The sequence below is a fragment of the Listeria sp. MAN/IMW/UF555 genome, from assembly GCF_058684075.1.
Genome location: NZ_JBZWZS010000001.1, coordinates 633,543 through 655,609, shown reverse-complemented (window position 1 = coordinate 655,609; position 22,067 = coordinate 633,543). Strand labels below are relative to the sequence as shown.

24 protein-coding genes are annotated in these 22,067 nt (G+C 37.4%); 20 read left to right on the top strand and 4 right to left on the bottom strand.

Going from position 1 to position 22,067, the window contains the following annotated elements; all coding sequences use genetic code 11:
• Positions 1–14: 14 nt before the first annotated feature.
• Positions 15–1,049, top strand: coding sequence for a YdcF family protein (locus AC4PG8_RS03255; RefSeq protein WP_492170018.1), 1,035 nt, complete (start codon positions 15–17; stop codon positions 1,047–1,049).
• Positions 1,050–1,061: 12 nt separating this feature from the next.
• On the top strand, positions 1,062–1,922 hold the full coding sequence (locus tag AC4PG8_RS03250; RefSeq protein ID WP_492170017.1) for an NAD(P)-dependent oxidoreductase: 861 nt from the start codon (positions 1,062–1,064) through the stop codon (positions 1,920–1,922).
• Between the two features lie 38 nt (positions 1,923–1,960).
• Here the strand turns inward: AC4PG8_RS03250 and AC4PG8_RS03245 are convergent, their stop codons facing one another.
• Entirely contained in the window at positions 1,961–3,106 is a 1,146-nt protein-coding gene (locus tag AC4PG8_RS03245) for an aminotransferase class I/II-fold pyridoxal phosphate-dependent enzyme (protein WP_492170016.1), read from the bottom strand.
• 219 nt (positions 3,107–3,325) lie between these two features.
• Here AC4PG8_RS03245 and AC4PG8_RS03240 point away from each other — a divergent pair, with 219 nt between their 5' ends.
• From AC4PG8_RS03240 to AC4PG8_RS03215, 6 genes are all read left to right on the top strand, one after another.
• Positions 3,326–3,547 carry a hypothetical protein gene (locus AC4PG8_RS03240; protein WP_003726553.1) on the top strand — a complete coding sequence of 74 codons (222 nt, stop codon included), beginning with the start codon at positions 3,326–3,328 and terminating at the stop codon, positions 3,545–3,547.
• 312 nt (positions 3,548–3,859) lie between these two features.
• A complete protein-coding gene (locus AC4PG8_RS03235) occupies positions 3,860–4,093 on the top strand; it encodes a YkuJ family protein (protein ID WP_003719227.1) in 234 nt (77 codons plus the stop codon).
• A gap of 216 nt (positions 4,094–4,309) precedes the next feature.
• Positions 4,310–4,762 (top strand): cyclic-di-AMP-binding protein CbpB, encoded by a 453-nt coding sequence (cbpB, locus tag AC4PG8_RS03230; protein WP_003761542.1) that lies wholly within the window; start codon positions 4,310–4,312, stop codon positions 4,760–4,762.
• Complete coding sequence (gene ccpC / locus AC4PG8_RS03225; protein ID WP_003761543.1) at positions 4,759–5,637, top strand: transcriptional regulator CcpC; 879 nt, start codon at positions 4,759–4,761, stop codon at positions 5,635–5,637. Before cbpB ends, ccpC begins: the two co-directional genes overlap by 4 nt.
• Before the next feature lie 47 nt (positions 5,638–5,684).
• Positions 5,685–6,395 carry a 2,3,4,5-tetrahydropyridine-2,6-dicarboxylate N-acetyltransferase gene (dapD, locus tag AC4PG8_RS03220; RefSeq protein ID WP_003729819.1) on the top strand — a complete coding sequence of 237 codons (711 nt, stop codon included), beginning with the start codon at positions 5,685–5,687 and terminating at the stop codon, positions 6,393–6,395.
• 62 nt (positions 6,396–6,457) lie between these two features.
• Positions 6,458–7,573 carry an N-acetyldiaminopimelate deacetylase gene (locus AC4PG8_RS03215; protein WP_003771273.1) on the top strand — a complete coding sequence of 372 codons (1,116 nt, stop codon included), beginning with the start codon at positions 6,458–6,460 and terminating at the stop codon, positions 7,571–7,573.
• Positions 7,574–7,617: 44 nt separating this feature from the next.
• Here the strand turns inward: AC4PG8_RS03215 and AC4PG8_RS03210 are convergent, their stop codons facing one another.
• Positions 7,618–8,463: a mechanosensitive ion channel family protein gene (locus AC4PG8_RS03210; RefSeq protein ID WP_003740536.1), complete on the bottom strand. Its 846-nt coding sequence runs from the start codon at positions 8,461–8,463 to the stop codon at positions 7,618–7,620.
• Positions 8,464–8,834: 371 nt separating this feature from the next.
• On the opposite strand from AC4PG8_RS03210, the gene AC4PG8_RS03205 reads away from it, so the two are divergent.
• From AC4PG8_RS03205 to AC4PG8_RS03150, 12 genes are all read left to right on the top strand, one after another.
• Entirely contained in the window at positions 8,835–10,028 is a 1,194-nt protein-coding gene (locus tag AC4PG8_RS03205; RefSeq protein WP_010990716.1) for a quaternary amine ABC transporter ATP-binding protein, read from the top strand.
• On the top strand, positions 10,021–10,869 hold the full coding sequence (locus AC4PG8_RS03200; protein ID WP_003771275.1) for an ABC transporter permease: 849 nt from the start codon (positions 10,021–10,023) through the stop codon (positions 10,867–10,869). The genes AC4PG8_RS03205 and AC4PG8_RS03200 overlap by 8 nt, the downstream gene beginning before the upstream one ends.
• 13 nt (positions 10,870–10,882) lie before the next feature.
• On the top strand, positions 10,883–11,785 hold the full coding sequence (locus AC4PG8_RS03195) for a glycine betaine ABC transporter substrate-binding protein (protein WP_003761554.1): 903 nt from the start codon (positions 10,883–10,885) through the stop codon (positions 11,783–11,785).
• Between the two features lie 114 nt (positions 11,786–11,899).
• Positions 11,900–12,391 (top strand): PTS sugar transporter subunit IIA, encoded by a 492-nt coding sequence (locus tag AC4PG8_RS03190; protein WP_033533190.1) that lies wholly within the window; start codon positions 11,900–11,902, stop codon positions 12,389–12,391.
• A gap of 112 nt (positions 12,392–12,503) precedes the next feature.
• On the top strand, positions 12,504–13,199 hold the full coding sequence (locus AC4PG8_RS03185; protein WP_003761560.1) for a copper homeostasis protein CutC: 696 nt from the start codon (positions 12,504–12,506) through the stop codon (positions 13,197–13,199).
• Positions 13,200–13,278: 79 nt separating this feature from the next.
• Positions 13,279–14,151, top strand: a complete 873-nt coding sequence (locus AC4PG8_RS03180; protein ID WP_003761561.1) for a CvfB family protein — start codon at positions 13,279–13,281, stop codon at positions 14,149–14,151.
• Positions 14,152–14,286: 135 nt separating this feature from the next.
• Positions 14,287–15,000 carry a cell wall-active antibiotics response protein LiaF gene (gene liaF / locus AC4PG8_RS03175; protein WP_003766328.1) on the top strand — a complete coding sequence of 238 codons (714 nt, stop codon included), beginning with the start codon at positions 14,287–14,289 and terminating at the stop codon, positions 14,998–15,000.
• On the top strand, positions 14,997–16,055 hold the full coding sequence (locus tag AC4PG8_RS03170; protein WP_003771280.1) for a sensor histidine kinase: 1,059 nt from the start codon (positions 14,997–14,999) through the stop codon (positions 16,053–16,055). Before liaF ends, AC4PG8_RS03170 begins: the two co-directional genes overlap by 4 nt.
• Positions 16,052–16,690 carry a response regulator gene (locus AC4PG8_RS03165; RefSeq protein ID WP_003736192.1) on the top strand — a complete coding sequence of 213 codons (639 nt, stop codon included), beginning with the start codon at positions 16,052–16,054 and terminating at the stop codon, positions 16,688–16,690. The genes AC4PG8_RS03170 and AC4PG8_RS03165 overlap by 4 nt, the downstream gene beginning before the upstream one ends.
• Positions 16,691–16,708: 18 nt before the next feature.
• A complete protein-coding gene (locus AC4PG8_RS03160; RefSeq protein ID WP_003719245.1) occupies positions 16,709–17,368 on the top strand; it encodes a potassium channel family protein in 660 nt (219 codons plus the stop codon).
• 144 nt (positions 17,369–17,512) lie between these two features.
• Positions 17,513–18,433 carry a hypothetical protein gene (locus AC4PG8_RS03155; RefSeq protein WP_185512724.1) on the top strand — a complete coding sequence of 307 codons (921 nt, stop codon included), beginning with the start codon at positions 17,513–17,515 and terminating at the stop codon, positions 18,431–18,433.
• Entirely contained in the window at positions 18,430–19,281 is an 852-nt protein-coding gene (locus tag AC4PG8_RS03150; RefSeq protein ID WP_492170015.1) for an FUSC family protein, read from the top strand. The genes AC4PG8_RS03155 and AC4PG8_RS03150 overlap by 4 nt, the downstream gene beginning before the upstream one ends.
• A 43-nt stretch (positions 19,282–19,324) precedes the next feature.
• Here the strand turns inward: AC4PG8_RS03150 and AC4PG8_RS03145 are convergent, their stop codons facing one another.
• Together AC4PG8_RS03145 and rnjA are read right to left on the bottom strand one after the other, a co-directional pair.
• On the bottom strand, positions 19,325–20,290 hold the full coding sequence (locus tag AC4PG8_RS03145; RefSeq protein ID WP_492170014.1) for an LCP family glycopolymer transferase: 966 nt from the start codon (positions 20,288–20,290) through the stop codon (positions 19,325–19,327).
• Between the two features lie 108 nt (positions 20,291–20,398).
• Positions 20,399–22,066 carry a ribonuclease J1 gene (gene rnjA / locus AC4PG8_RS03140; protein ID WP_003722651.1) on the bottom strand — a complete coding sequence of 556 codons (1,668 nt, stop codon included), beginning with the start codon at positions 22,064–22,066 and terminating at the stop codon, positions 20,399–20,401.
• Between the last annotated feature and the right edge of the window lies 1 nt (position 22,067).

Sequence of the window (22,067 nt, the reverse complement as noted above, 5' to 3'; positions counted from 1 at the left end):
AGGAGGCAACAAGATTGGTTATCTATTCATTAGCAGGATTTTTTCTTCTGCTTTTCATTGTTTTATCTTTTATAGATAGACGAAGAATAAGTAACGGGATTGTTTTAACACTTGCACTATTTTTCTCTTTACTTTCCCTTATTTACGTTACTCTTTCAAACGGGAACGAGTTGTTTGTTTCAATTATGAGTACGGTGTTGATTTTACTGTTCTTACTTATTCCATTTTTTATAATTGGACTTGCAACAACACTAATCATGAATGGGCGTTTAATGTTAAAACGGGAAGGACGAAAACTCGCTAATATGCTACCGTTACTTATTGGCTTAGTTATCGTCATTTTATTTATTTTTTGGTTCGGTAGTATTTTGAAAAATGGCAGCCCGATACTTGGAATGGTTGTAGTATTTGTAATGGCCTTTGTAGGATATTTTTCGTTTTTATTTCTATCATTTCTTCTATCAACGTTCCTATATCAATTTAATTTCCCAAGATACAATCAAGATTTTCTTATTGTGCTTGGTAGTGGCTTGATTGATGGGGATAGGGTGCCACCGTTACTCGCGAGCAGATTAAATCGTGCTATCGCGTTCTATGAGAAACAATATGACAAAAAAGGGAAACGCGCTACTTTCATCGTTTCGGGTGGACAGGGTGCAAATGAGACGGTCTCAGAAGCAAGAGCGATGCGCGACTATTTAATTAGTAAAGGTATTGATGAAAACTTCATTATTATGGAAGACAAATCGGTTAATACACTTCAAAATATGCAATTTTCAAAAGCAAAAATGGATGCAATTATGCCGACATATAACAGTTTATTTTCGACTAATAACTTTCACCTTTTCCGAGCAGGTTTATATGCAAGAAAAGCTGGTCTGAAAAGTCAGGGGATTGGTGCAAAAACAGCACTTTATTATATGCCAAATGCCTTGATTCGAGAATTTATTGCGATTACCGTAATGTATAAAAAAGTTCATTTGATACTACTTGGCTTAGTTGTATTGTTCTTTGTATTTTTAGCGATAATTGGTATTACATTTAGGTAGGAGGTTTTTTAGGTGGAAAAAATAGGTTTTGTTGGTACTGGTGTGATGGGCTCAAGCATGGCTAAACATCTGCTTGAGGCTGGCTACGAGCTGCATATTTATACGCGTACGAAAGAAAAAGCAGAAGCACTTCTTAGTCAAGGGGCGCTATGGGAATCTGATCCGGGCTCACTAGGAGCTAAAGTGGATGTCTTGATTTCGATGGTTGGCTATCCAAAAGATGTAGAACAACTATACTTAGGTGAAAATGGTTTCTTAGATAATTTGAAAGCAGGTTCTGTTGCGATTGATATGACGACCTCCTCACCTGCATTAGCTAAAAAAATTGCTGAAGCGGGCCACGAAAAAGGAATAGGTGTACTTGATGCGCCAGTTTCAGGTGGTGATATTGGAGCAAAAAATGGAACACTTGCGATTATGGTTGGTGGAGCCGAAGATGTATTCTTAAAAGTGAAACCGATTTTTGAAATTCTTGGTAGCAGTGTGATATTACAAGGAGATGCTGGCTCTGGCCAACATACAAAAATGGTAAATCAAATCGCAATTGCTTCTAACATGATTGGTGTGACAGAAGCGATTATTTATGCAGAAAGAGCAGGACTTAATCCTTCGCGCGTTCTTGATTCTATTTCAGGTGGAGCAGCGGGTAGTTGGTCACTTACAAACTTGATTCCACGCGTACTACAAGATGATTTTTCACCAGGATTCTTTATTAAACATTTTATTAAAGACATGGGAATTGCTTTATCTGAAGCAAAACAAATGGGGTTAGAGCTTCCCGGACTTACCTTGGCTGAGCAAATGTTTCAGACTTTGGCAGAACAAGGCTTGAGCGAGGAAGGCACACAGGCGCTCATTAAATATTATCGGTAAATAAGAAACACCCGCTAAGTTAGTTAGCGGGTGTTTTTTTATTTTGCTAAAAATTGAGCCATCCGATCTAACGCTTCTGCAAGGTTATTAACGGAAGTGGCATAAGAAAGTCGGAAGTAACGGTCACCTTTTTCTGAAAAAGCATTTCCTGGTACGACAGCTACTTTGGCTTCTTCTGCGAGTCTAACAGCCCAATCAAAGGAGTTTTCAGAAATGTCATCTGGGAGTTTTACAAAGAAATAGAAAGCTCCATCAGGTGGGATGACTGTAAAGCCCATTTTTTCTAAGCGATCTTGTGTGAAGTTTGCTCGTGTTTTATATTCCGTGCGCATTTGGAACGCATCGTCTTTTCCGTTTGTAATGGCTTCTAAGGCTGCTTTTTGAGAAATTGAGCTGGCGCATGTCACCGAATATTGATGAATTTTCAGCATTTCGGTAGTGATTTTTTCTGGGGCTAGTAGGAAGCCGATTCGCCAACCAATCATTGCATGCGATTTAGATAGACCATTGATTACAATTGTTTGATCACGGAGCATTGGTGCAATACTTACGTGCTCTTCATGGTACGTTAATTCACTATAAATTTCATCTGCAATAACGAAAATACCTGTTTCTTTTAAAACTTCTGCTAGATCTCTTAGTTCTTGTTTAGAAAGTGAGACACCAGTTGGGTTAGACGGATAAGGAATAATAAGTGCTTTCGTTTTTGGTGTAATATGTGCTCGTAATTGTTCTGGCGTTAATTTGAAATTGGATTCCGTTGTATCTACTTTGACGGGACGAGCTTTATTAAGTGTTATAAGTGGTTCATACCCAGGATAAATTGGGTCAGGTAAGATAACTTCATCACCCGGCTCTAAGATAGTTTGTAGCGCGACTGAAATAGCCTCTGTAGCACCTACTGTAACGATGATTTCTTTATTACTATAAGTTAGGTCATATTTCTCCTCAAAGTACGAAGAAGCCGCTTCGAGTAGTTCTGGCATACCTGCATTCGGTGTGTAATTGGTGAAATTCTCTTGAATGGCGGTGATGGCTGCTTGTTTTACATGCTCTGGCGTTGGAAAATCAGGTTCCCCAAGTGTTAGACGAATCATATCAGGAATACCAGTAACTCTTGTATTAAATGTTCTGATACCACTAACTTCAATGTCGCGCAATTCTGGTCGAATGGATTTTGTCATTTTTGTCACCTTTCTTTATAAGAAAATCCCGTGAAAATCAGGTGGGAGTAAGCTTCATAATTTCATTCCATTATAGCTTAAAAAGGGAGAAAAGCAAAATATCTGAAAATATTACTAAAAAGCCTTGCACTTTTATTTAGAATGCTATAAGATAGTTTTAATAATGATAATCATTTTCAGTTAGAAATGATTGGTTGAATGTGGAAGGGGCCACCGGATATGACTAAACCAGGTAAATACGAAGCTCTCTTTTTTCCAACAAAAGACGGCTTGCTAAAAATACATGCTTACGGCTTTAATCCCTGTGGTTCATGGGGGGAAGTATTTGCTACAATTGGCGACCAAACGATTTGTGTTAAAGGATTTAATCGCCATAAAACTATTGTTCGAGCAACAAAAATGATTATAAGTGCTACGGCAAACCGAAAAAATGAATTTTAATTATCAAAGACTGTAAAAAAGATAAATACTTTTTTATAGTCTTTTTTTGAGATAAAATAAGCGTGAAAATAGAACAAATCGTGTCATTCTGGTTAATTTAAAATAATTTCTTTTTCTGAATATTTCCAGAACCCTTGCGTTATACGTGCGGTTTGCGATAAAATTTGGTAGTATAGTGAAAGAAATAAGATATGGCGAAAAAACCAGATATGAGGAAATATGTAAAAAAGCATTGCCACGCGCGTATTACAATTACAGCAAGGTAGCAAATTTTTTGCACGTCAGATGGTGGATTTGAGAGGAGAGTATAAGATGTCTCAGTTACTGGGAATTATTCAACGTTTACATGCAATGCAAGAAGATGAGTCAGCTGAAACACAAGCAAGACGTTTTGAAAAAAATGGTACGCCTGTGTGCGAAGTGAAGTTTTTCCAAGCTTCTAACTCATTTGAAGTAGAAATCTATGGCGACAATAGCAAATATCAATTTGATGATATTGATATGACTGCAATCGAAATTTTTGAAACGTTACAAGAAAACGAATAACAAGGTAAACAATCAGTCAATCTGGTTATTTACTTAGAAGCCGTGAATATTTATTCACGGTTTTTTTTATGTAAAAATTCACTTTCAAGCACTAAATGAAAGAAATCAGACTAAATAGTATGGTAGAATAGGAGATGGAAAAGTTTCGTTTTATTTTTTTAAAAGTTGAAAGAAACTTCGCAGAGCTTGAAAATACAAGGAAGAGGAAGATTCTAAATGATCTCTAATAGATTTGGACAATTTATTGACAATGAACTAGCTGATTCAATGATTTCCGCTGAAAAAGTAGCTCACGTGCAACTGGGTAATAATCTCGAACATGCGCTACTTGTATTAACGAAATGCGGTTATTCTGTTATTCCAGTACTAGACTTTGAATTTAAACTCCATGGATTAATTAGCGCAGCAATGATAACAGATGCCATTCTCGGACTCGAACGGATTGAATTTGAACGACTAGAAGATTTAAAAGTGGAAGATGTTATGCAAACGGATTTCCCGGTGATTAAAGATTTTAATAATAACGAGCGAATTGTACGCTTACTTGTTGATCATCCTTTTGTTTGTGTTGTAGATGAAGACCACCATTTTGAAGGAATTGTGACAAGACGCGTTGTTTTAAAACAAGTCAATCGTTATATTCATTTACAGGTGGAGGAAAATAGATGATTGTAACGGAATATGAACTTCTTGTTTGTTTGGCAGAAGAACTAAATATGCGTAAAAGTGCGGAGAAATTATTTTTAAGTCAGCCTGCGTTGTCCCAGCGTCTGCAAACGATTGAAAGCAGATGGAATACAAAAATTTTCATTCGAACGCAAAAAGGTTTGCTTCTAACACCTGAAGGAGAAGCTATTGTCCGTCATGCATCCAGTGTGATTGAGCGCGAGCATACCATTCAAGAAAAACTAGAAGCAATGGAAGGCGTCGTTCGCGGGACACTGCGCATTGCTTGTGCGAGCGTTGTGGCTCAAATGTGGTTGCCACGTGTATTAAAGGCATTTGCAAGTGCTTATCCTAATGTCCAGATTTCCCTTGTTACTGGTTGGAGCAGTGAAGTGACCCAGCAATTAGCGGCTGGTAATGTCCATATAGGTATTGTACGCGGAAACTCGACATGGAAAAGTGTTCAAAAACCCTTATTTAACGATAAACTCGTTTTAGTTGATACAGAAATCACTAAAATTGAAGAAGTTTTCCAGACAAATCGTCCGTTTATCCAATTCCGTAGTGATTCGAATTACTATCAAGTGATTCAAGATTACTGGCAAAGAAATTTCGGGAAGATGCCGCGCCAAGCTATGTTGATGGATCAAATGGAAACCTCTAGACAAATGGCTTTAAACGGTATTGGTTTTGCCATTTTGCCAGAAGTGACGATGTTAGGCTATACGGACAAAATCAACAAAATACCACTAAGAGAAAAAGATGGCTCGATTTTAAGCCGAGAAACCAACTTATTGACCTATGAACAGTCACTTGGTCTACCACAAGTGAAGGCGTTTTTAGAAATAACAGATAAATTCCTTGAACAAGTTAAATAGCTATGGCAAAATAGAAAGCAGAACATATCGGAAGGAGACAAAAATTCATGGAACAAATGGATGCGCACCAAATTATTTCTTTTATTCAAAATAGCAAGAAAGCAACACCAGTAAAGGTTTACCTAAAAGGGGACCTAGAAAAAATCGATTTTCCTAGTGATGTAAAAACATTTATCACTGGAAATGCGGGAACTATTTTTGGAGAATGGGCTGTTGTTGAGCCATTGTTAGAAGCAAATAAAGCGAATATTGAAGATTACGTTATCGAAAATGATCGTCGTAACTCTGCTATTCCTTTGTTAGATATGAAAAATATTAACGCTCGTATTGAGCCTGGCGCAGTTATTCGCGACCAAGTTACAATTGGCGATAATGCTGTAATTATGATGGGAGCAAGCATAAATATCGGTTCTGTTATCGGTGATGGTACTATGATTGATATGAATGTTGTTCTTGGAGGCCGCGCAACTGTTGGTAAAAACTGCCACATTGGTGCTGGTTCCGTCCTTGCAGGCGTTGTAGAACCACCATCCGCTCAACCAGTTATTGTTGAAGACAATGTTGTAGTGGGCGCAAATGTTGTTGTTTTAGAAGGCGTACGTATTGGAGAAGGCGCAGTTGTAGCAGCGGGCGCGATTGTTACTAAAGACGTAGCTCCTGGAACAGTCGTAGCGGGAATTCCTGCACGTGAACTTAAAAAATTAGATGCGAAAACAGCTTCTAAGACAGAAATTATGCAAGAACTTCGCCAACTTTAAAAATCAAAGGGAACTGTTTCGTCTGTTGGCGGAGCAGTCCTTTTTTAGAAGGAGAGAGCACCATGTTAAATGAATTTATTGCCATTCGACGTGATTTGCACCAAATTCCTGAAACAGGATATAAAGAGCTAAAAACCCAAGCTTATTTACTCGATTATATTAGCAAATTACCAAACGAGTTTTTAGAAATAAAGAAATGGCGCACAGGAATTTTAGTTTTAGTAAAAGGTACTAATCCTGAAAAAACAATCGGTTATCGTACGGATATTGATGCGCTGCCTATTACGGAAGAGACTGGGTTGCCATTTGAATCGAAACATGCTGGAAATATGCATGCTTGTGGACATGATTTACATATGAGTATAGCGCTTGGAGTATTAACGCATTTTGCAAGTAAACCGGCAAAAGATAACTTATTATTTGTGTTCCAACCAGCTGAAGAAGGGCCAGGCGGAGCAAAACCGATTATGGAAAGTGCTGAATTTTCCGAGTGGCGCCCCGATACGATTTATGGTCTTCATATTGCACCAGAATATAAAGTCGGCCAAATCGCAATTAAACCAGGCTTACTATTCGCAAACACTTCCGAACTCTTTATTTCATTTAAAGGAAAAGGCGGACATGCGGCTTATCCACATTTGGCAAATGACATGGTTGTGGCGGCGAGTGCTTTTGTCGGGCAAATGCAAACTATTATTAGTCGGAACATTGACCCGATGGATAGCGCGGTTATAACAATCGGACGCATTCACGGCGGAGAAATCCAAAATGTTATTGCAGAAACTGCCTTTTTGGATGGAACGATTAGGACGCTTTCTCCAGAAACAATGGAAATCGTTTGGACTCGTTTGAAACAATTAGCAAAAGGATGGGAAGAAGCCTACCAATGTGAAGTAGAATTCCATCCTGGATCCGATTACTATCAAGTGGACAATGATCCAGTTGAAACAGAAGAATTCATCCACTTTTTGGAAGAACAATATCCAGAAAGCTATGTGCCAGCTCGTTCAGCGATGACTGGAGAAGATTTTGGTTACTTTTTATCGGAAATTAAAGGGTTTATGTTTTGGTTAGGCGTGGATTCCGAGTACAGTTTGCATCACGCGAAACTAAGTCCAAAAGAAGAAGCTATTCCATTTGCAATTGATGTATTAGTGAACTTTTTGGAAAGCAAATAAAAAAGACGTCAATTCGTTCTCAAAAGGAGCGAATTGGCGTCTTTTTAATTATTATTTGGTCCGAATGTGCTAACAAAATTAAGTGGTAATTCAATTTCGTTTTCTGCGAGTGCTTCGCGAATATCTTTGAGTAAGTCACGTTGAACAGAATATTGCTCGCCGTTCACTGCTTTACCAACTACGCGGATAATCATATTTGTTGCGTCAATGTTTTGCACGCCTAAGACAACAGGGGGCTCAACGATATTTTTGTTTTCTTTTGCAGCTACGTCACAAACCTCACCAATAATTTTAATTGCTTTTTCAGGATCTTCATGTGGACTAATTTGAATGTCCACCATCACACGCATATTACCGCGCGAATGATTACTAACGACCATAATTTGTCTGTTAGGAATGAAATGAAGCGTGCCATCAAAATCACGTACCTGTGTTGTTCTAAGTCCAAGTGCTTCTACTGTTCCATTAACTAGTCCAATGGTAATCGTATCACCAACATCAAGTTGACGTTCAAGTAGAATAAAAAATCCAGTCACAACGTCACTAACAAGCCCTTGAGCACCAAAGGCAATGGCCAAACTCGCCACCCCAGCACTTGCAATAATCGCTGTAACATCCATAAAGTTCTGTAATAATAAAATCGCAAAAGTGAAGAATAAAACATAGCCGTAAAAATTAGAAATTAAGCTTTCTAACGTATCCGCGCGCCCAACAGAAACTGCTTGTTGTTGCCGATATTTGCGGAAGAAACTACGGATAATTTTATTACCAACCACGCGGAAAATAAAATAAAGAGCAATTAAAATGGCAATTTTTATTCCAACTGAAATAATATGATTCCAAAATTGGTCCCAGTCAATAGAACTGAACCACTTTTTGAGTAAATTCATCTTCTGGTCCACATCCTTTGAAAGTTCTCCATCCATTTCATCTCCCCCTTCCTAATGAAATGTCCTTTTCTATTCTAACAAAAATTTCACAAAAATGCTGTTATAAGAAATAATTTTTCACTGAAAAAGATTCGTTTTCAACAAAAAAAGTTAATTTTATTAAAAAAAAATTTAAAAAAGCGCTAGCCATTCTTGTAGTAAGATGGAGGCGCTTTCTAAAATGTGCGAAATAGCGCAAATCAAACTGTATGATGTGAAACTAATGTGAAACTTGTGTACAATGATAAATGTTATTGCTTTTTTTAAAAGTGATATGGGCCGAATTTTTGCCTAGTAAATAATTCAATTTAAAAAAGAAAGGGGATTTTATTTTGAGCAAGATTAAAGTGGAAGAACTAACGAAGATTTTTGGAAAAAAGGCTTCTAAAGCATCTTCTTTACTTTCTCAAGGGAAATCGAAAACAGAGATTTTGAAAGAAACAGGGGCGACTATTGGTGTTAATAAAGCATCTTTTAGCGTAGAAGAAGGAGAAATTTTCGTTATAATGGGGCTTTCTGGTAGTGGGAAGTCAACTTTGGTACGACTTTTAAACCGTCTAATTGAGCCTACGAGCGGAAAAATTTGGCTGGACGGAAAAGAACTCTCTAGTTTAAATAAAAAAGAACTTTTGGAAGTTAGAAGAAAAAGCATGAGTATGGTCTTCCAAAATTTTGGTTTATTTCCAAATAGAACGATTAACCGTAATGTTGAATACGGGCTTGAAATTCAAGGAATGAACAAAGAAGAACGTGAGAAAAATGCAGCAGAATCGCTTGCACTTGTTGGTTTAGCTGGTTACGGCGAACAATATCCTTCCCAACTTTCTGGTGGGATGCAGCAACGTGTAGGGCTTGCGAGAGCACTTGCTAACAATCCAGATATTTTATTAATGGATGAGGCTTTCTCAGCACTTGACCCACTTAACAGAAAAGACATGCAAGATCAACTACTAGATTTACAAGATAAAATGAAGAAAACAATCATCTTTATTACCCATGATTTGGATGAGGCGCTTCGTATTGGCGACCACATTATGATTATGCGTGATGGTTCTGTTGTTCAAACTGGTTCCCCGGAAGAAATTCTGGCACATCCAGCAAATGAATACGTAGAAAAATTCATTGAAGATGTAGACCGTTCCAAAGTTTATACAGCGAGCAACGTAATGATACGCCCAGAAATCGTTAATTTTGAAAAAGATGGCCCTCGTGTCGCTTTAAAACGGATGCGTGAAGCTGGAACATCTAGTGTATTCGTTGTTAAGCGTAACCGTGAGTTAGTGGGAATTGTCCATGCAGCAGAAGTATCTAAACTTGTAAAAGAAAATATTACTTCGCTTGAAACTGCTTTACACAGTGACGTACCGACAACTGGTCCAGATACGCCACTTGCAGAAATAATGGATACTATCTCGACTACAACGATTCCAATTGCTGTAACTGAAGATGGAAAATTAAAAGGAATTATTATTCGCGGATCCGTTCTGGCCGCACTTTCTGGAAACGAGGTGAACGTTAATGCCTAATATTCCAACGATTCCATTAGCTAGTTGGATTGATAAATTAGTTGATGGCTTAACGCAATTTGAAGGATTTTTTAATGTAATTACAAATATCATTGGCGGAATTGTTGATGCATTCCAATGGGTATTCGACTTAGTTCCACCATGGTTATTTATTATTTTACTAGTATTTGGGACTTTCTGGGTTAACCGCAAAGGAAAAAAATGGGGATTAATTATTTTTGAAGTTGTCGGTTTACTATTAATTTGGAACTTAGATTTCTGGCGTGATATGACTCAAACGCTGACTCTTGTTCTTACGAGTAGTTTAATTGCACTTGTTATAGGTGTTCCACTTGGTATTTGGATGGCGAAAAGCGGTATCGTTGAAAGCATCTTTAAACCGGTGCTTGACTTTATGCAAACAATGCCTGCCTTTGTATATTTAATTCCAGCCGTAGCATTTTTCGGAATTGGGATGGTTCCAGGGGTAGTTGCTTCTGTTATTTTCGCAATGCCTCCAACTGTTCGTATGACTAACCTAGGTATTCGCCAAGTTTCGACTGAGCTTGTTGAAGCAGCAGATTCATTTGGTTCAACACCTTGGCAAAAACTTTGGAAAGTACAGCTACCAATGGCGAAATCGACCATGATGGCTGGGATTAACCAAAGTATCATGTTAGCACTTTCCATGGTTGTAATTGCTTCGATGATTGGTGCAATGGGACTTGGAACACGTGTTTACTTTGCAGTAGGACGTAATGACGCTGGTGGCGGATTTGTAGCTGGGATTGCGATTGTTATCGTAGCAATTATCCTAGACCGTCTAACACAAGCTTTCAATAAAAAAGCGAAATCAGAATAAGGAGGAGAGTAGATTGCTAAAAAAATTAATCACCACCGCAGTTTTGGCTATGCTTATTTTCACTTTAGCAGCCTGCGGGACAACCCTTGCTCCTTATGACGCGAAAAAAGATTTAGGCGAACAAATCAATTATACAATCACAGGAATTGATGCTGGAGCAGGAATTATGCTTGCAACACAAAATGCGATTAAAGATTATCATTTAGATGATGACAATTGGCAGTTACAAACAAGTTCGACTGCGGCTATGACTAGTACACTACAAAAAGCGATGAAAGATAAGCGCCCGATTGTTGTGACTGGTTGGACACCTCACTGGATGTTTACAAAATTCGACTTGAAATTTTTAGATGATCCTAAAAATGTTTTTGGAAACGCTGAAAATATCCACACAATTGTCCGCAAAGGTTTGAAAGAAGAAAAACCTTCTGCCTACAAAGTGCTAGATAATTTCTTCTGGACTGCTGAAGATATGTCTGAAGTAATGCTAGAAGTTAATGACGGAGTAGACCCAGAAGAAGCTGCTAAAAAGTGGATTAAAAACAATCCAGAAAAAGTAGCAAAATGGACCGATGGCGTGGAAAAAGTAGATGGCGATGAAATCAAGCTTACTTATGTAGCTTGGGATTCAGAAATTGCCTCCACGAATGTTGTTGCAGAAGCTTTGAAACAAGTTGGCTATAAACCAACCATTCAAGCAATGGAAATTCAACCAATGTGGGCGTCTGTCGCAACAGATGCAGCAGATGGAATGGTTGCTGCATGGCTACCAAACACTTCCGGAATCTACTACAAAGATTACAAAGGAAAGTTTGAAGATTTAGGACCGAACTTAAAAGGTGCGAAAATCGGCTTAGCAGTTCCAAAATACATGACAAACATTAACTCCATTGAAGATTTAAAAATAAGTAAATAAACTTTGGAAAAGGCATGAAGAAGTTCAAGCTATACTTGATACTTTCTCCGTGCCTTTTCTTCACTAAAAAGGTAAAATAATAGTTAATTGATGAATTTGCTAGGAGGAAGATGGATGTTTAAAAAATTCTTGAAAAAAAGTAAAAATGAAACCGTATTTGCTCATGTGACTGGACAACTGATTGCGTTAGAAGATGTTCCAGATCCAGTTTTTAATCAAAAGATGATGGGCGAAGGTATTGCAATTAAACCAGAAAGCGGCACAATCGTAGCGCCAGTTGATGGGAAAATTATTCAACTTGCAGAAACGAAACATGCTTTTGGTATTCGCACGGATATGGGGCAGGAAATTCTCGTTCATATCGGTTTAGAAACGGTATCATTAAACGGAGAAGGTTTTAACGTGTTAGTAAACGTTGGCGATAAAGTAAAAGTAGGCGATCCAATCGTTGAAGCGGACTTTGATTTCATCAAGAAAAATGCCGCAAGTACAGTGGTTCCAATGGTCGTAACTAATAGTTCAGAAGGCAAATACGATTTTCAATTCGCTGGAACTCCAAATACGGTTGCTGGGAAAACAGAAGTATTTACTACAAATTTAAAATAATAAGCACAAAATTCATGAGAAGCCAATTTTCTTTTCATGGATTTTTTAGTATTCATTTGCGTGTTAAAAGGGTAGAATGAAGGTAATTAGTATTAAAAAGGAGCGAAAATAAATGTTAGAAGTGATAGTTCAAAACCCAAGAGATGCGTACTTAGCAGAAAAATATGGCGCAAATAGAATGGAAGTAGTTTCCGCTATAAGTGAAGGTGGCCTAACGCCTAGCTACGGTGCTATTAAAGAAATCGTTCGGGCTTCAAAACTTCCGGCGATGATGATGATTCGCCCTCATAGTTTTTCGTTTGTATACGATGAGCCTGCTAGAATTGTGATGGAACGAGATATTGAACTTGCAAAAGAAGTTGGGGTCAAAGGTATCGTTTATGGTGGAATAACGGAAGACGGAAACATTGATCAAGAGCTTCTAGAAAAAGTGATTGAGTGGAAAGGTGACTTAGATCTTACTTTCCATCGTGCGCTAGAAGCAACAAAAGATATTGAAGCAAGCTACCAAGTTTTACGTACATACGGCCAAGACATTAATCAATTATTAACTTCAGGTGGAACAGCTAGTGCACTTGATTCTTTGCCACGCCTTAAACGGTGGATAAATGACAGTAAAGAAAATCCAAGTTCATTTAAAATTCTAGTCGGAAGTGGCGTTAAACCTGAAAATATTGCTATCTTTCAAGAAACACTAAATCATACAGATTATCACGTCGGAAGTGCAGCTAGAGAAACGAATGATTTTGCAAAAGATATTTTAAAAGAAAAAATCAATATTTTAAAGCAGCATATTAACCAAGATTGATTCTACGTAGCAGGTAGCCTTACGAGTCTAGATACGCTATAATGAAACAAGACTATTCTTAAAATAAAGGTGGAAAAAAATGAATAACTATATTGGCAAAAGCCAAGTAATGACAGTAAAAGAAATTAAAGAAACAGGTTGGCTCCTAGAGAAAGATGAAGTGACTGTTTTTTTATCTAAATCGAATACACATGAAACAGAACTTGCTGTTGGAGATGAAGTAACAGCATTTATTTTTGTTGACTACGACCGAGAAATCCGCGCAACAACAATTATTCCAAAAATTCAAGTTGGACATTACGGCTGGGGCACAGTAACCGAAGTACGCAAACATTTAGGTGTATTTGTGGATATTGGTATCGAAAAAGACGTCGTTGTATCATTAGATGATTTGCCTGCACTACCACACTTATGGCCGAAAAAAGAAGACCGAGTGATGATTGCACTTCGCGTAGACGAAGAAAATCGCGTGTGGGGAGTTCTCGCTGAAGAAGAACAATTCCGCGCAATTGCGGTTCGTGCAGATCAAGACCTTTTTAATCAAAATGTGGAAGGAACCATTTATCGATTACTTAAAGTTGGCTCCTTTGTCTTTACAGATGATTTCCATATTGGCTTTATTCATGAAAGTGAACGGACTGCAGAACCGAGAATGGGAGAACGTGTAAAAGCCCGCGTTATTGCAGTGAAACCAGATGGCTCACTTAATTTATCGTTACGTGGGAGAGCCCATGAAGTATTAAATGACGATGCGGAAATGATATTAACTTACTTACGAAGTGTTGGCGGGGAAATGCCATTTGGGGATAAATCAGATCCAGATGCAATCCGTGCTAAATTCGGAATTAGTAAGGCACAATTTAAACGCGCAATTGGTACACTTTTAAAAGCAAGACGGATTACACAAGAAAATGGAGTAATTACTAAGTTAACAGAAGAGGCATCCGACTAAAGTAGTAGAGATTGTTCCAACTAGCGCGGTTTGTTTCCACTAGCAAATCATCGCTATAATAAACACAGCTGTACAAAGTAGCGAAAAATCGAGAAATAACTTTGTCTAAAGAATGGCTTAAGGAGGTGTGTCAGCTTGAAAAAAATGGAAAGCTCGGTTGTTTTTATATTTTTAATTGCGATTATTGTTGGTGTTGGTCTTGAGATGTTATTCCAGTGGGAATTACTCATTTTATTTGCACTCGGAATATTCTTCATTTTTACATCAAGGAAAGCAAGTGCCACGAAAAAGAGCGCAAAAAACTCACTATTTATTGGTATCGTATTTATCATTATTGCAGTGCTGTTAACAACTACTTTTAAAGTTGGACTTGTTGTTGCAGGTATTTATGCGATTATTCATTATATAAGCCGGAAGCGGGCACCCCAATTATTAATGCTTAAAACGAGAGAGCCAGACAGTAAAATTGATCGCACGGGTAAATTTATTCGTAATCAGTGGTTTGGTAATCAGCGGATATTAGACGTCGTGTACGAATGGGATGACATCAATATTCAAACAGGAATAGGAGATACGATTCTTGATCTAGGAAATACGGTGCTTCCGACTGGCGAAAGTATTATTATGATTCGCAGTGTATCCGGGAAAATTCGCATCCTCGTTCCATTTGATATTGGCATTTGTATTGAACACTCCGCGATTTTCGGAAATATCCAATATGATAAAGAAAGCACCTCTATCCAAAATAATAGCATCAAGGTCTACTCAGATAATTACGAAAGTTCCGCACGAAAAGTGAAAATCATGACTTCTGTAATCTTCGGAGATTTAGAGGTGATCAGGTTATGAGTTTTTCGAAACTAATGATGGTAGTTTGCTCAGGATTACTCCTTGTTGCAACAGCCATTGGAACTGTAGGATACTATTTTTTCAGTGAAGGTTCTTGGTATAAAATCTTAATTGAACAAAAAATATTTTACATTCCTTTTATCGTCTTTGTTCCGCTGACAGCTATTTCGATAGGTTTAATTATTGGCGGCTTACTTGGCTATTTTGTTAAGCAAAAGTTTGAGTCGATTGACTTTTCGATTCGGCTGCTAGGACAAGGCGATTTAGAAAAAAAGATTACTAGTGAAGAAGATGAAACTTTTTTAGAAGTACAGCAAGTCTATAAGCAAATCGACCGTTTACGTGATAAGATGAAAGCACAAACGATTCTGACTCAAAAGCTAGCAAGTGATCGCGCTGAATCAAGTGGTCAAACGAAAGAAGCTATTTTGTCAGAAGAGCGTCACCGGATTGCGCGCGAGTTACATGATTCTGTGAGTCAACAATTATTCGCAGCGATGATGCTATTATCTGCTTTAAATGAGCAAAGCGAAAAAAGTGCAACTCCAGCCATGCAAAAGCAATTAAAAATGGTAGAGTCTATTGTCAATGAATCCCAATCTGAGATGCGTGCACTATTACTTCATTTGCGACCAACGCAGCTTGAAGGAAAATCATTAAAAACGGGTATAGAACAATTATTAAAAGAATTAACAACCAAATTACCAATCGAAGTCGAATGGCAAATTGAAGATATTAATTTGCAAAAAGGTATTGAAGATCATTTATTCCGGATAGTGCAAGAATTACTATCGAATACTTTGCGTCACTCTAAAGCAAAATTATTAGAAGTACGTTTAGTGACAATGGATAATTTAGCCGTAATGAAAGTAGTTGATGACGGCGTAGGATTCGATATGGATAATGTTCGTCAAGGTTCTTACGGTTTACAAAATATGCGTGAACGAGTCGCTGAATTTGGTGGTACCATTAAAATAATTAGCTTTAAAGGACGAGGAACTAGCGTAGAAATAAAAATCCCACTTGTTGCGAAAAAGGACGTGGAAAACGAATGATAAAAGTTTTACTAGTAGATGATCATGAAATGGTACGTATAGGCGTGTCAGCTTATCTTTCTGTTCAAGATGACATGGAAGTAGTCGGCGAGGCAGAAAACGGCCGAGAAGGCGCTGATATGGCTTTAGAGTTGCGCCCAGATATTATCTTAATGGATTTAGTTATGGATGAGATGGATGGCATTGAAGCAACGAAAGAAATCATGAAGAATTGGAAAGAAGCAAAAATTATTATCGTCACCAGTTTTATTGACGATGAAAAAGTATATCCGGCACTCGAAGCTGGAGCGAGCAGTTATATGTTAAAAACCTCGACAGCGAGTGAAATTGCCGATGCGATTCGAGCTACATACGGCGGGGACTCTGTACTGGAACCAGAAGTAACTGGTAAAATGATGCAAAGACTAACCGCTAAACCAGAAAAAAACCTACATGATGATTTAACGAATCGCGAAAATGAAATCTTACTTCTTATTGCAGAAGGTAAATCGAATCAAGAAATCGCGGATGAACTATTCATCACTTTAAAAACAGTAAAAACACATGTAAGTAATATTTTATCCAAATTAGATGTACAAGACCGCACACAAGCTGCAATCTATGCATTTAAACATGATTTAGTGGAAAAAAAGTAACAGGGAGGTAAGCTACACATGAAAGAGGGATTTGCAGTCATCGGTCTTGGGCGCTTTGGCGGAAGTATTTGTCGTTCACTTGTCGAACAAGGAATGGAAGTGCTTGCCATCGATTCTGATGAAGAACGGGTAAATGAATATATGTCAATTGCTACTCATGCAGTTATCGCGAATTCAACCGATGAAAACGCGCTTCGTCAATTAGGTATTCGAAATTTCGAGCATGTTATTGTCGCAATTGGTGAAGATATTCAGTCAAGTATTTTAACGACGCTGATTCTAAAAGAAATGGGCGTAAAATATGTTACTGCAAAAGCAACAAATGATAAGCATGCTAAATTACTAGATAAAATCGGAGCTGACCGAGTTGTCCATCCAGAGCGGGATATGGGACGACGAATTGCGCATTATATCGTATCGAAAAACATGCTTGATTATCTAGAACTTTCTGATGAATATAGCTTAGTGGAGATTTCGGTATCTGACCCGCGTTTCCTTGGCAAAAGCCTTGTTGACTTAGATTTTCGTAACTCATTTGGCGTTAACATCGTCGGCATAAAAAAAGACAAGCAAATGATTATTACTCCTGAAGCAAATGATGTACTTCATGAAGGAGATATTTTAATCGTTATTGGTTCAGATGACGACATTGAGCGATTACAAGAAAAAATTCAATAAACACAAAACCTATGCAATATATGAAGATGTGCAACAATATCTATTATATGCCTAGGTTTTTTTATTGTTTACTTGCTATCTAATCATTTATTTTCTATTATAGTTACAGAGCTTAAGTAAACGTGATAGAAGAGAGGGGAACTGATGAAAAAATTTTTGCTAGATAAAATTGGGGCGCGAGGATTAATTCAAATGTTGCAAGCATTTATTTATGCAAGTATTTGTGTTATTGTTCATACTGTTATTTTTCCTGATTTGGCTGGAGTTTTACCTATTGTTGTTTTAATAGGGATTATTTCCATGCAACCTACATATGGGATTACTCGAAAAGTCATTCCTCAAATTGCGATAGCTTTTACGTTAGCGTGCGCATTCGTTATTATCAGTACTTACTTTTTTCCAATCAATGTATATATTTATTATTTTGTAATGTTAATTGTTATTTTAGTAGTGAATTTTACGATGCCGCAAAAATACATGGTGATGACGCTAGCAATTGGAACAGCACTTTATTTTCTTGGGACAGAAGATTTGCCAATGCCGCTATATGTAATGGTGATAGTAGCACTCGTTGATGTATTTGTATTTTTTATTTTAGTAAGACTCGTTGTAAGGTACGTCCATTTGCCGCTTGAAAAAACTGTCCAGACGATTATGAAGCAATTAATGGGACTATTTGATAAAGAAATGGAAAGCGTTTTTAAAAATAACGGGAAATTTGTATCGAAACCACTGTATAGTATTTTTGTACAATCGCAAATGTTTATTAAAGAATATGGCACTAGTAAAAATATGAATCCGCGTCATGTGGAAATTTATCAAGCGTTACTGCCGAATTATTTACAGCTCTTTTTTCATATGCAAACGCTTGAGGATATTGGTAGGGTAGGTTTGTCGGAAGAAGCAAAAAAAGCGCTAGCCACAATAAATGTCGAAGTTTCAACTGAGATTAACGCCAAAGAAACAAACCCAGTTGCTTCTTTTCACGTGAAAAAATTCGTTGAAAACTTTCTAGCTATTAAAAAAGGAATGGCTGAATTAGCTGAAGGAGGGGACAAGAAATGAAAAAAATTTCAATGAAAGAGCGACTTGCTCTAGACCCCCGCGTTGCTAAAGTCTTAATTAGTATCACAATAGCTATTTTGCTTTTCCCGGTAATGGGCGACTGGATTGTTTATCCGACGTATGTCTTTAATGCCATTTATATCACTGCTCAAATGACAAAAGGGGCAACCTATAAATCTAGTATTGAACGTATTGTTGGGACGATAGTTGGTGGGTTACTTGCAGCATTTGTATATCTTTTAGTACCAAACCATCACTATATTATGATTCCAATTGGCGCGGCGCTTGCTGTTGCGCTGAGCTATCTTTTCACTAAAAAATTCACGATGGTTATTGTTGTTATTACGGTGATGGTATTAGTTGGTAAAGGAGACGGGGAGCCAATTGTCTTTTTAAGAGATCGCTTATTTGATACGATGATCGGCCTAGCGATTGGTTTTCTTGTTTATGCGCTTTATCCACGGAAAAAAGCTAAAAAATTAAATCAAGTTTTCATCTCTAAGGAAAAAGATCTACTGGCAAACATTAAAGCGCTAGAGATTAATTCTGAAGATGCTAAAGCGCTCGCACCGAAGATTAAAGGCTTATGGAAGCAATTAATTGATCTACGAAAAACGCGAGAACAAATTATTACTGATAGTAGTTTTGTTGGAGATGTAAATTCAGAGGAACCAATGCTCCAATTTACCATATTAGTAGAACGGGCGATTAATAATATTGAAATCCTTTATCATGTGACTTTAGATAAAGAGATAGAACATGATTATGAAATTGTTTTTGATTATCATCAACAAGCGTGCAAAAATGTAATTAATGAAATGGAAACCTTGATTACGAAGCATCAATAAAAAAGATGACTGAAGCTTAATGGGCCTCAGTCATCTTTTATTTTTATTCAGTTATATCTAAACTCTTCTTAAACATGTTAATTACACGTTCTAAGTCGGTTTGATCTGGTGCAAAATAATATAAATCGAATCCGTATGACTCGCTATAAATCATTTCTCCTTCACCTTTAAGCTCTTGCGAATCAACGTTTTTAAGAACGGAAGAATAATTGGTAGCCATAGAAGTAATATCTGTAAGCGTCATATTAGTTTGGAAATTATCTCCAACAGCTTTCATGATGCTTTCGAAATTGGATACGCCTGATGAACTTATAACTTTATTCGCGATACCGATAATAACGTCGCGTTGTCTATCTTGGCGACCAAAGTCACCGCGAGGATCTTCGTGACGAATACGGACATATTGTAAAGCGTCCGTCCCATTTAAAGTAATATTTCCTTTTACAAATTTGCTATTTACTTCTGTTAAATCAATGTCGTTATAAACTGTAATACCACCAACTGCGTCAACAAGGTCTTTAAAGCCTTCCATATTGATAGAAATAAAATAATCTACCGGAACACCTGGCATTAGTTTTTCAACTGCTGAAACGGTTCCTGAAGGGCCTCCGTTCGAATAGGAAGCATTGATTTTTCCAATATCGCCATTTCCATAATCTACTTTTGTATCACGAGGGATGCTGACCATTTCGACCTCGCTTTGTTGTTTATTGGCTGTTGCAAGGATAATTGTATCTGCTCGACCATTCGTTTCACCGGGGCGAGCATCAGAACCCATAAGTAATACGGAAAAAGGTTTTTTCTTTTCTAAATCACTTGTTGTTTTATTACTTGTTTCTAAAGGGACATTTATTTTTGTAAAAGTATTTTGAACGGTGATGTAATACTTCGCTGCCAAACCTGTAATGGAGAAAAAGAGAATTCCTAAAAGTGTAACGCTAGCAATTTTCATAACTTTAGTAAAAGTGGACGGTTTTTTTTGCTTCGTTTCTGTCCTAGTTTCTGTCATAAAATTTTCCTCGTCTTTCTTATTTAGTTTGTTTAAACATACCATCGTCTTTCTGAGAAATCAACAAAAAACGATAAATGATTTTGAAACCATTTATCGTCTTTAAAACTATACTTCCATGATTATAGGTAAAATCATTGGACGTCGTTTTGTTTTTTCGTACAAGAAAGGTTGCAAAGTATCTGTAATTTCGTTCTTGATTTCAGACCATTGCGTTGTTTTTTGCTCCATTACTTTATTTAAGTGACGTGTAAGAAGACCTTGAGCTTCTCCGATTAAATTACCGGATTCACGCATATAAATAAATCCGCGAGAGATGATGTCAGGACCAGCCATGACACGTGAGTTTTTCATATCAATTGAAACGACAACAATAACAAGTCCTTCTTCAGAAAGAATGCGACGGTCGCGCAGGACAATATTACCAATATCTCCAATTCCGCTACCATCAATATAGACACTAGCTGCATGGATTTTACCAGCAACATGAGCTGTCTCACTTGTTAACGCAAGGACATCACCGTTTGCCATAATGAAACTATTTTCTTCTGGTACGCCACACTCTTCGGCAGATTCAGCATGAATTTTTTGCATTCTGAATTCACCGTGAATTGGCATAAAGAATTTAGGTTTCATAAGACGTAGCATAAGTTTTTGCTCTTGTTGACCACCGTGGCCAGAAGTATGGATATTATTTACTTTACCATGGATAACTTCTGCACCAGCTTGATAAAGTAAGTTAATTGTACGGTTAACACTTGTCGTATTACCAGGAATAGGGGAAGACGAGAAGACTACCGTATCACCTGGTTGAATTTGGATTTGACGGTGGGTACCATTAGCAATTCTTGAAAGAGCAGCCATTGGTTCACCTTGACTTCCTGTACAAAGGATCGTCACATTTCCTGCTGGTGTTTTATTAAGTTGATGCACATCAATAAATGTATCTTTTGGAGCTTGAATATAACCTAATTGCTTACCGATTTCCATGGCTGATTCCATACTACGACCGAAAACAGCGATTTTACGGCCAGTTTCGATAGAGGATTCAACTACTTGTTGTAAACGGTAAATATTGGATGCGAAGGTAGCGAAGATAATTCGTCCTTCAACGTCGCGGAAAATGTTTTTAATACTTTCACCAACAACGCGTTCACTCATTGTGAAATTTGGTACCTCAGCGTTTGTACTATCTGACAGTAAACAAAGGACGCCTTCTTTACCAATTTCAGCCATTTTTGTCAGGTTAGCAGGTTCACCAACTGGTGTGAAATCAAATTTGAAGTCACCAGTGTGAACAATATTACCTGATGGAGTTTTGACAACAATACCATACGTATCAGGAATACTATGGGTTGTACGGAAGAAAGAGATACTTGTTTTTCTGAATTTAAAAACGTCATCTTCTTCATATTCATAAATTTTAGTTTGACGAAGCAAACCATGTTCTTCTAATTTGTTGCGAATAAGAGCACTCGCAAGCTTCCCAGCATAAATTGGGATATTAAGATCGCGAAGTAAGTAAGGAACGCCACCGATGTGATCTTCATGACCATGGGTGATAAAAAGTCCTTTAATCTTATCTTTATTTTTTACTAGATAACTGTAGTCAGGAATAACATAGTCAATCCCAAGAAGTTCGTCTTCTGGGAACTTGATTCCTGCATCAATTAGAATAATTTCGTCTTGAAATTGTACGCCATATGTGTTTTTACCGATTTCGCCTAGTCCACCGAGGGCGAAAACAGCTGTCTCATTATTTTTTACAAATTTCATA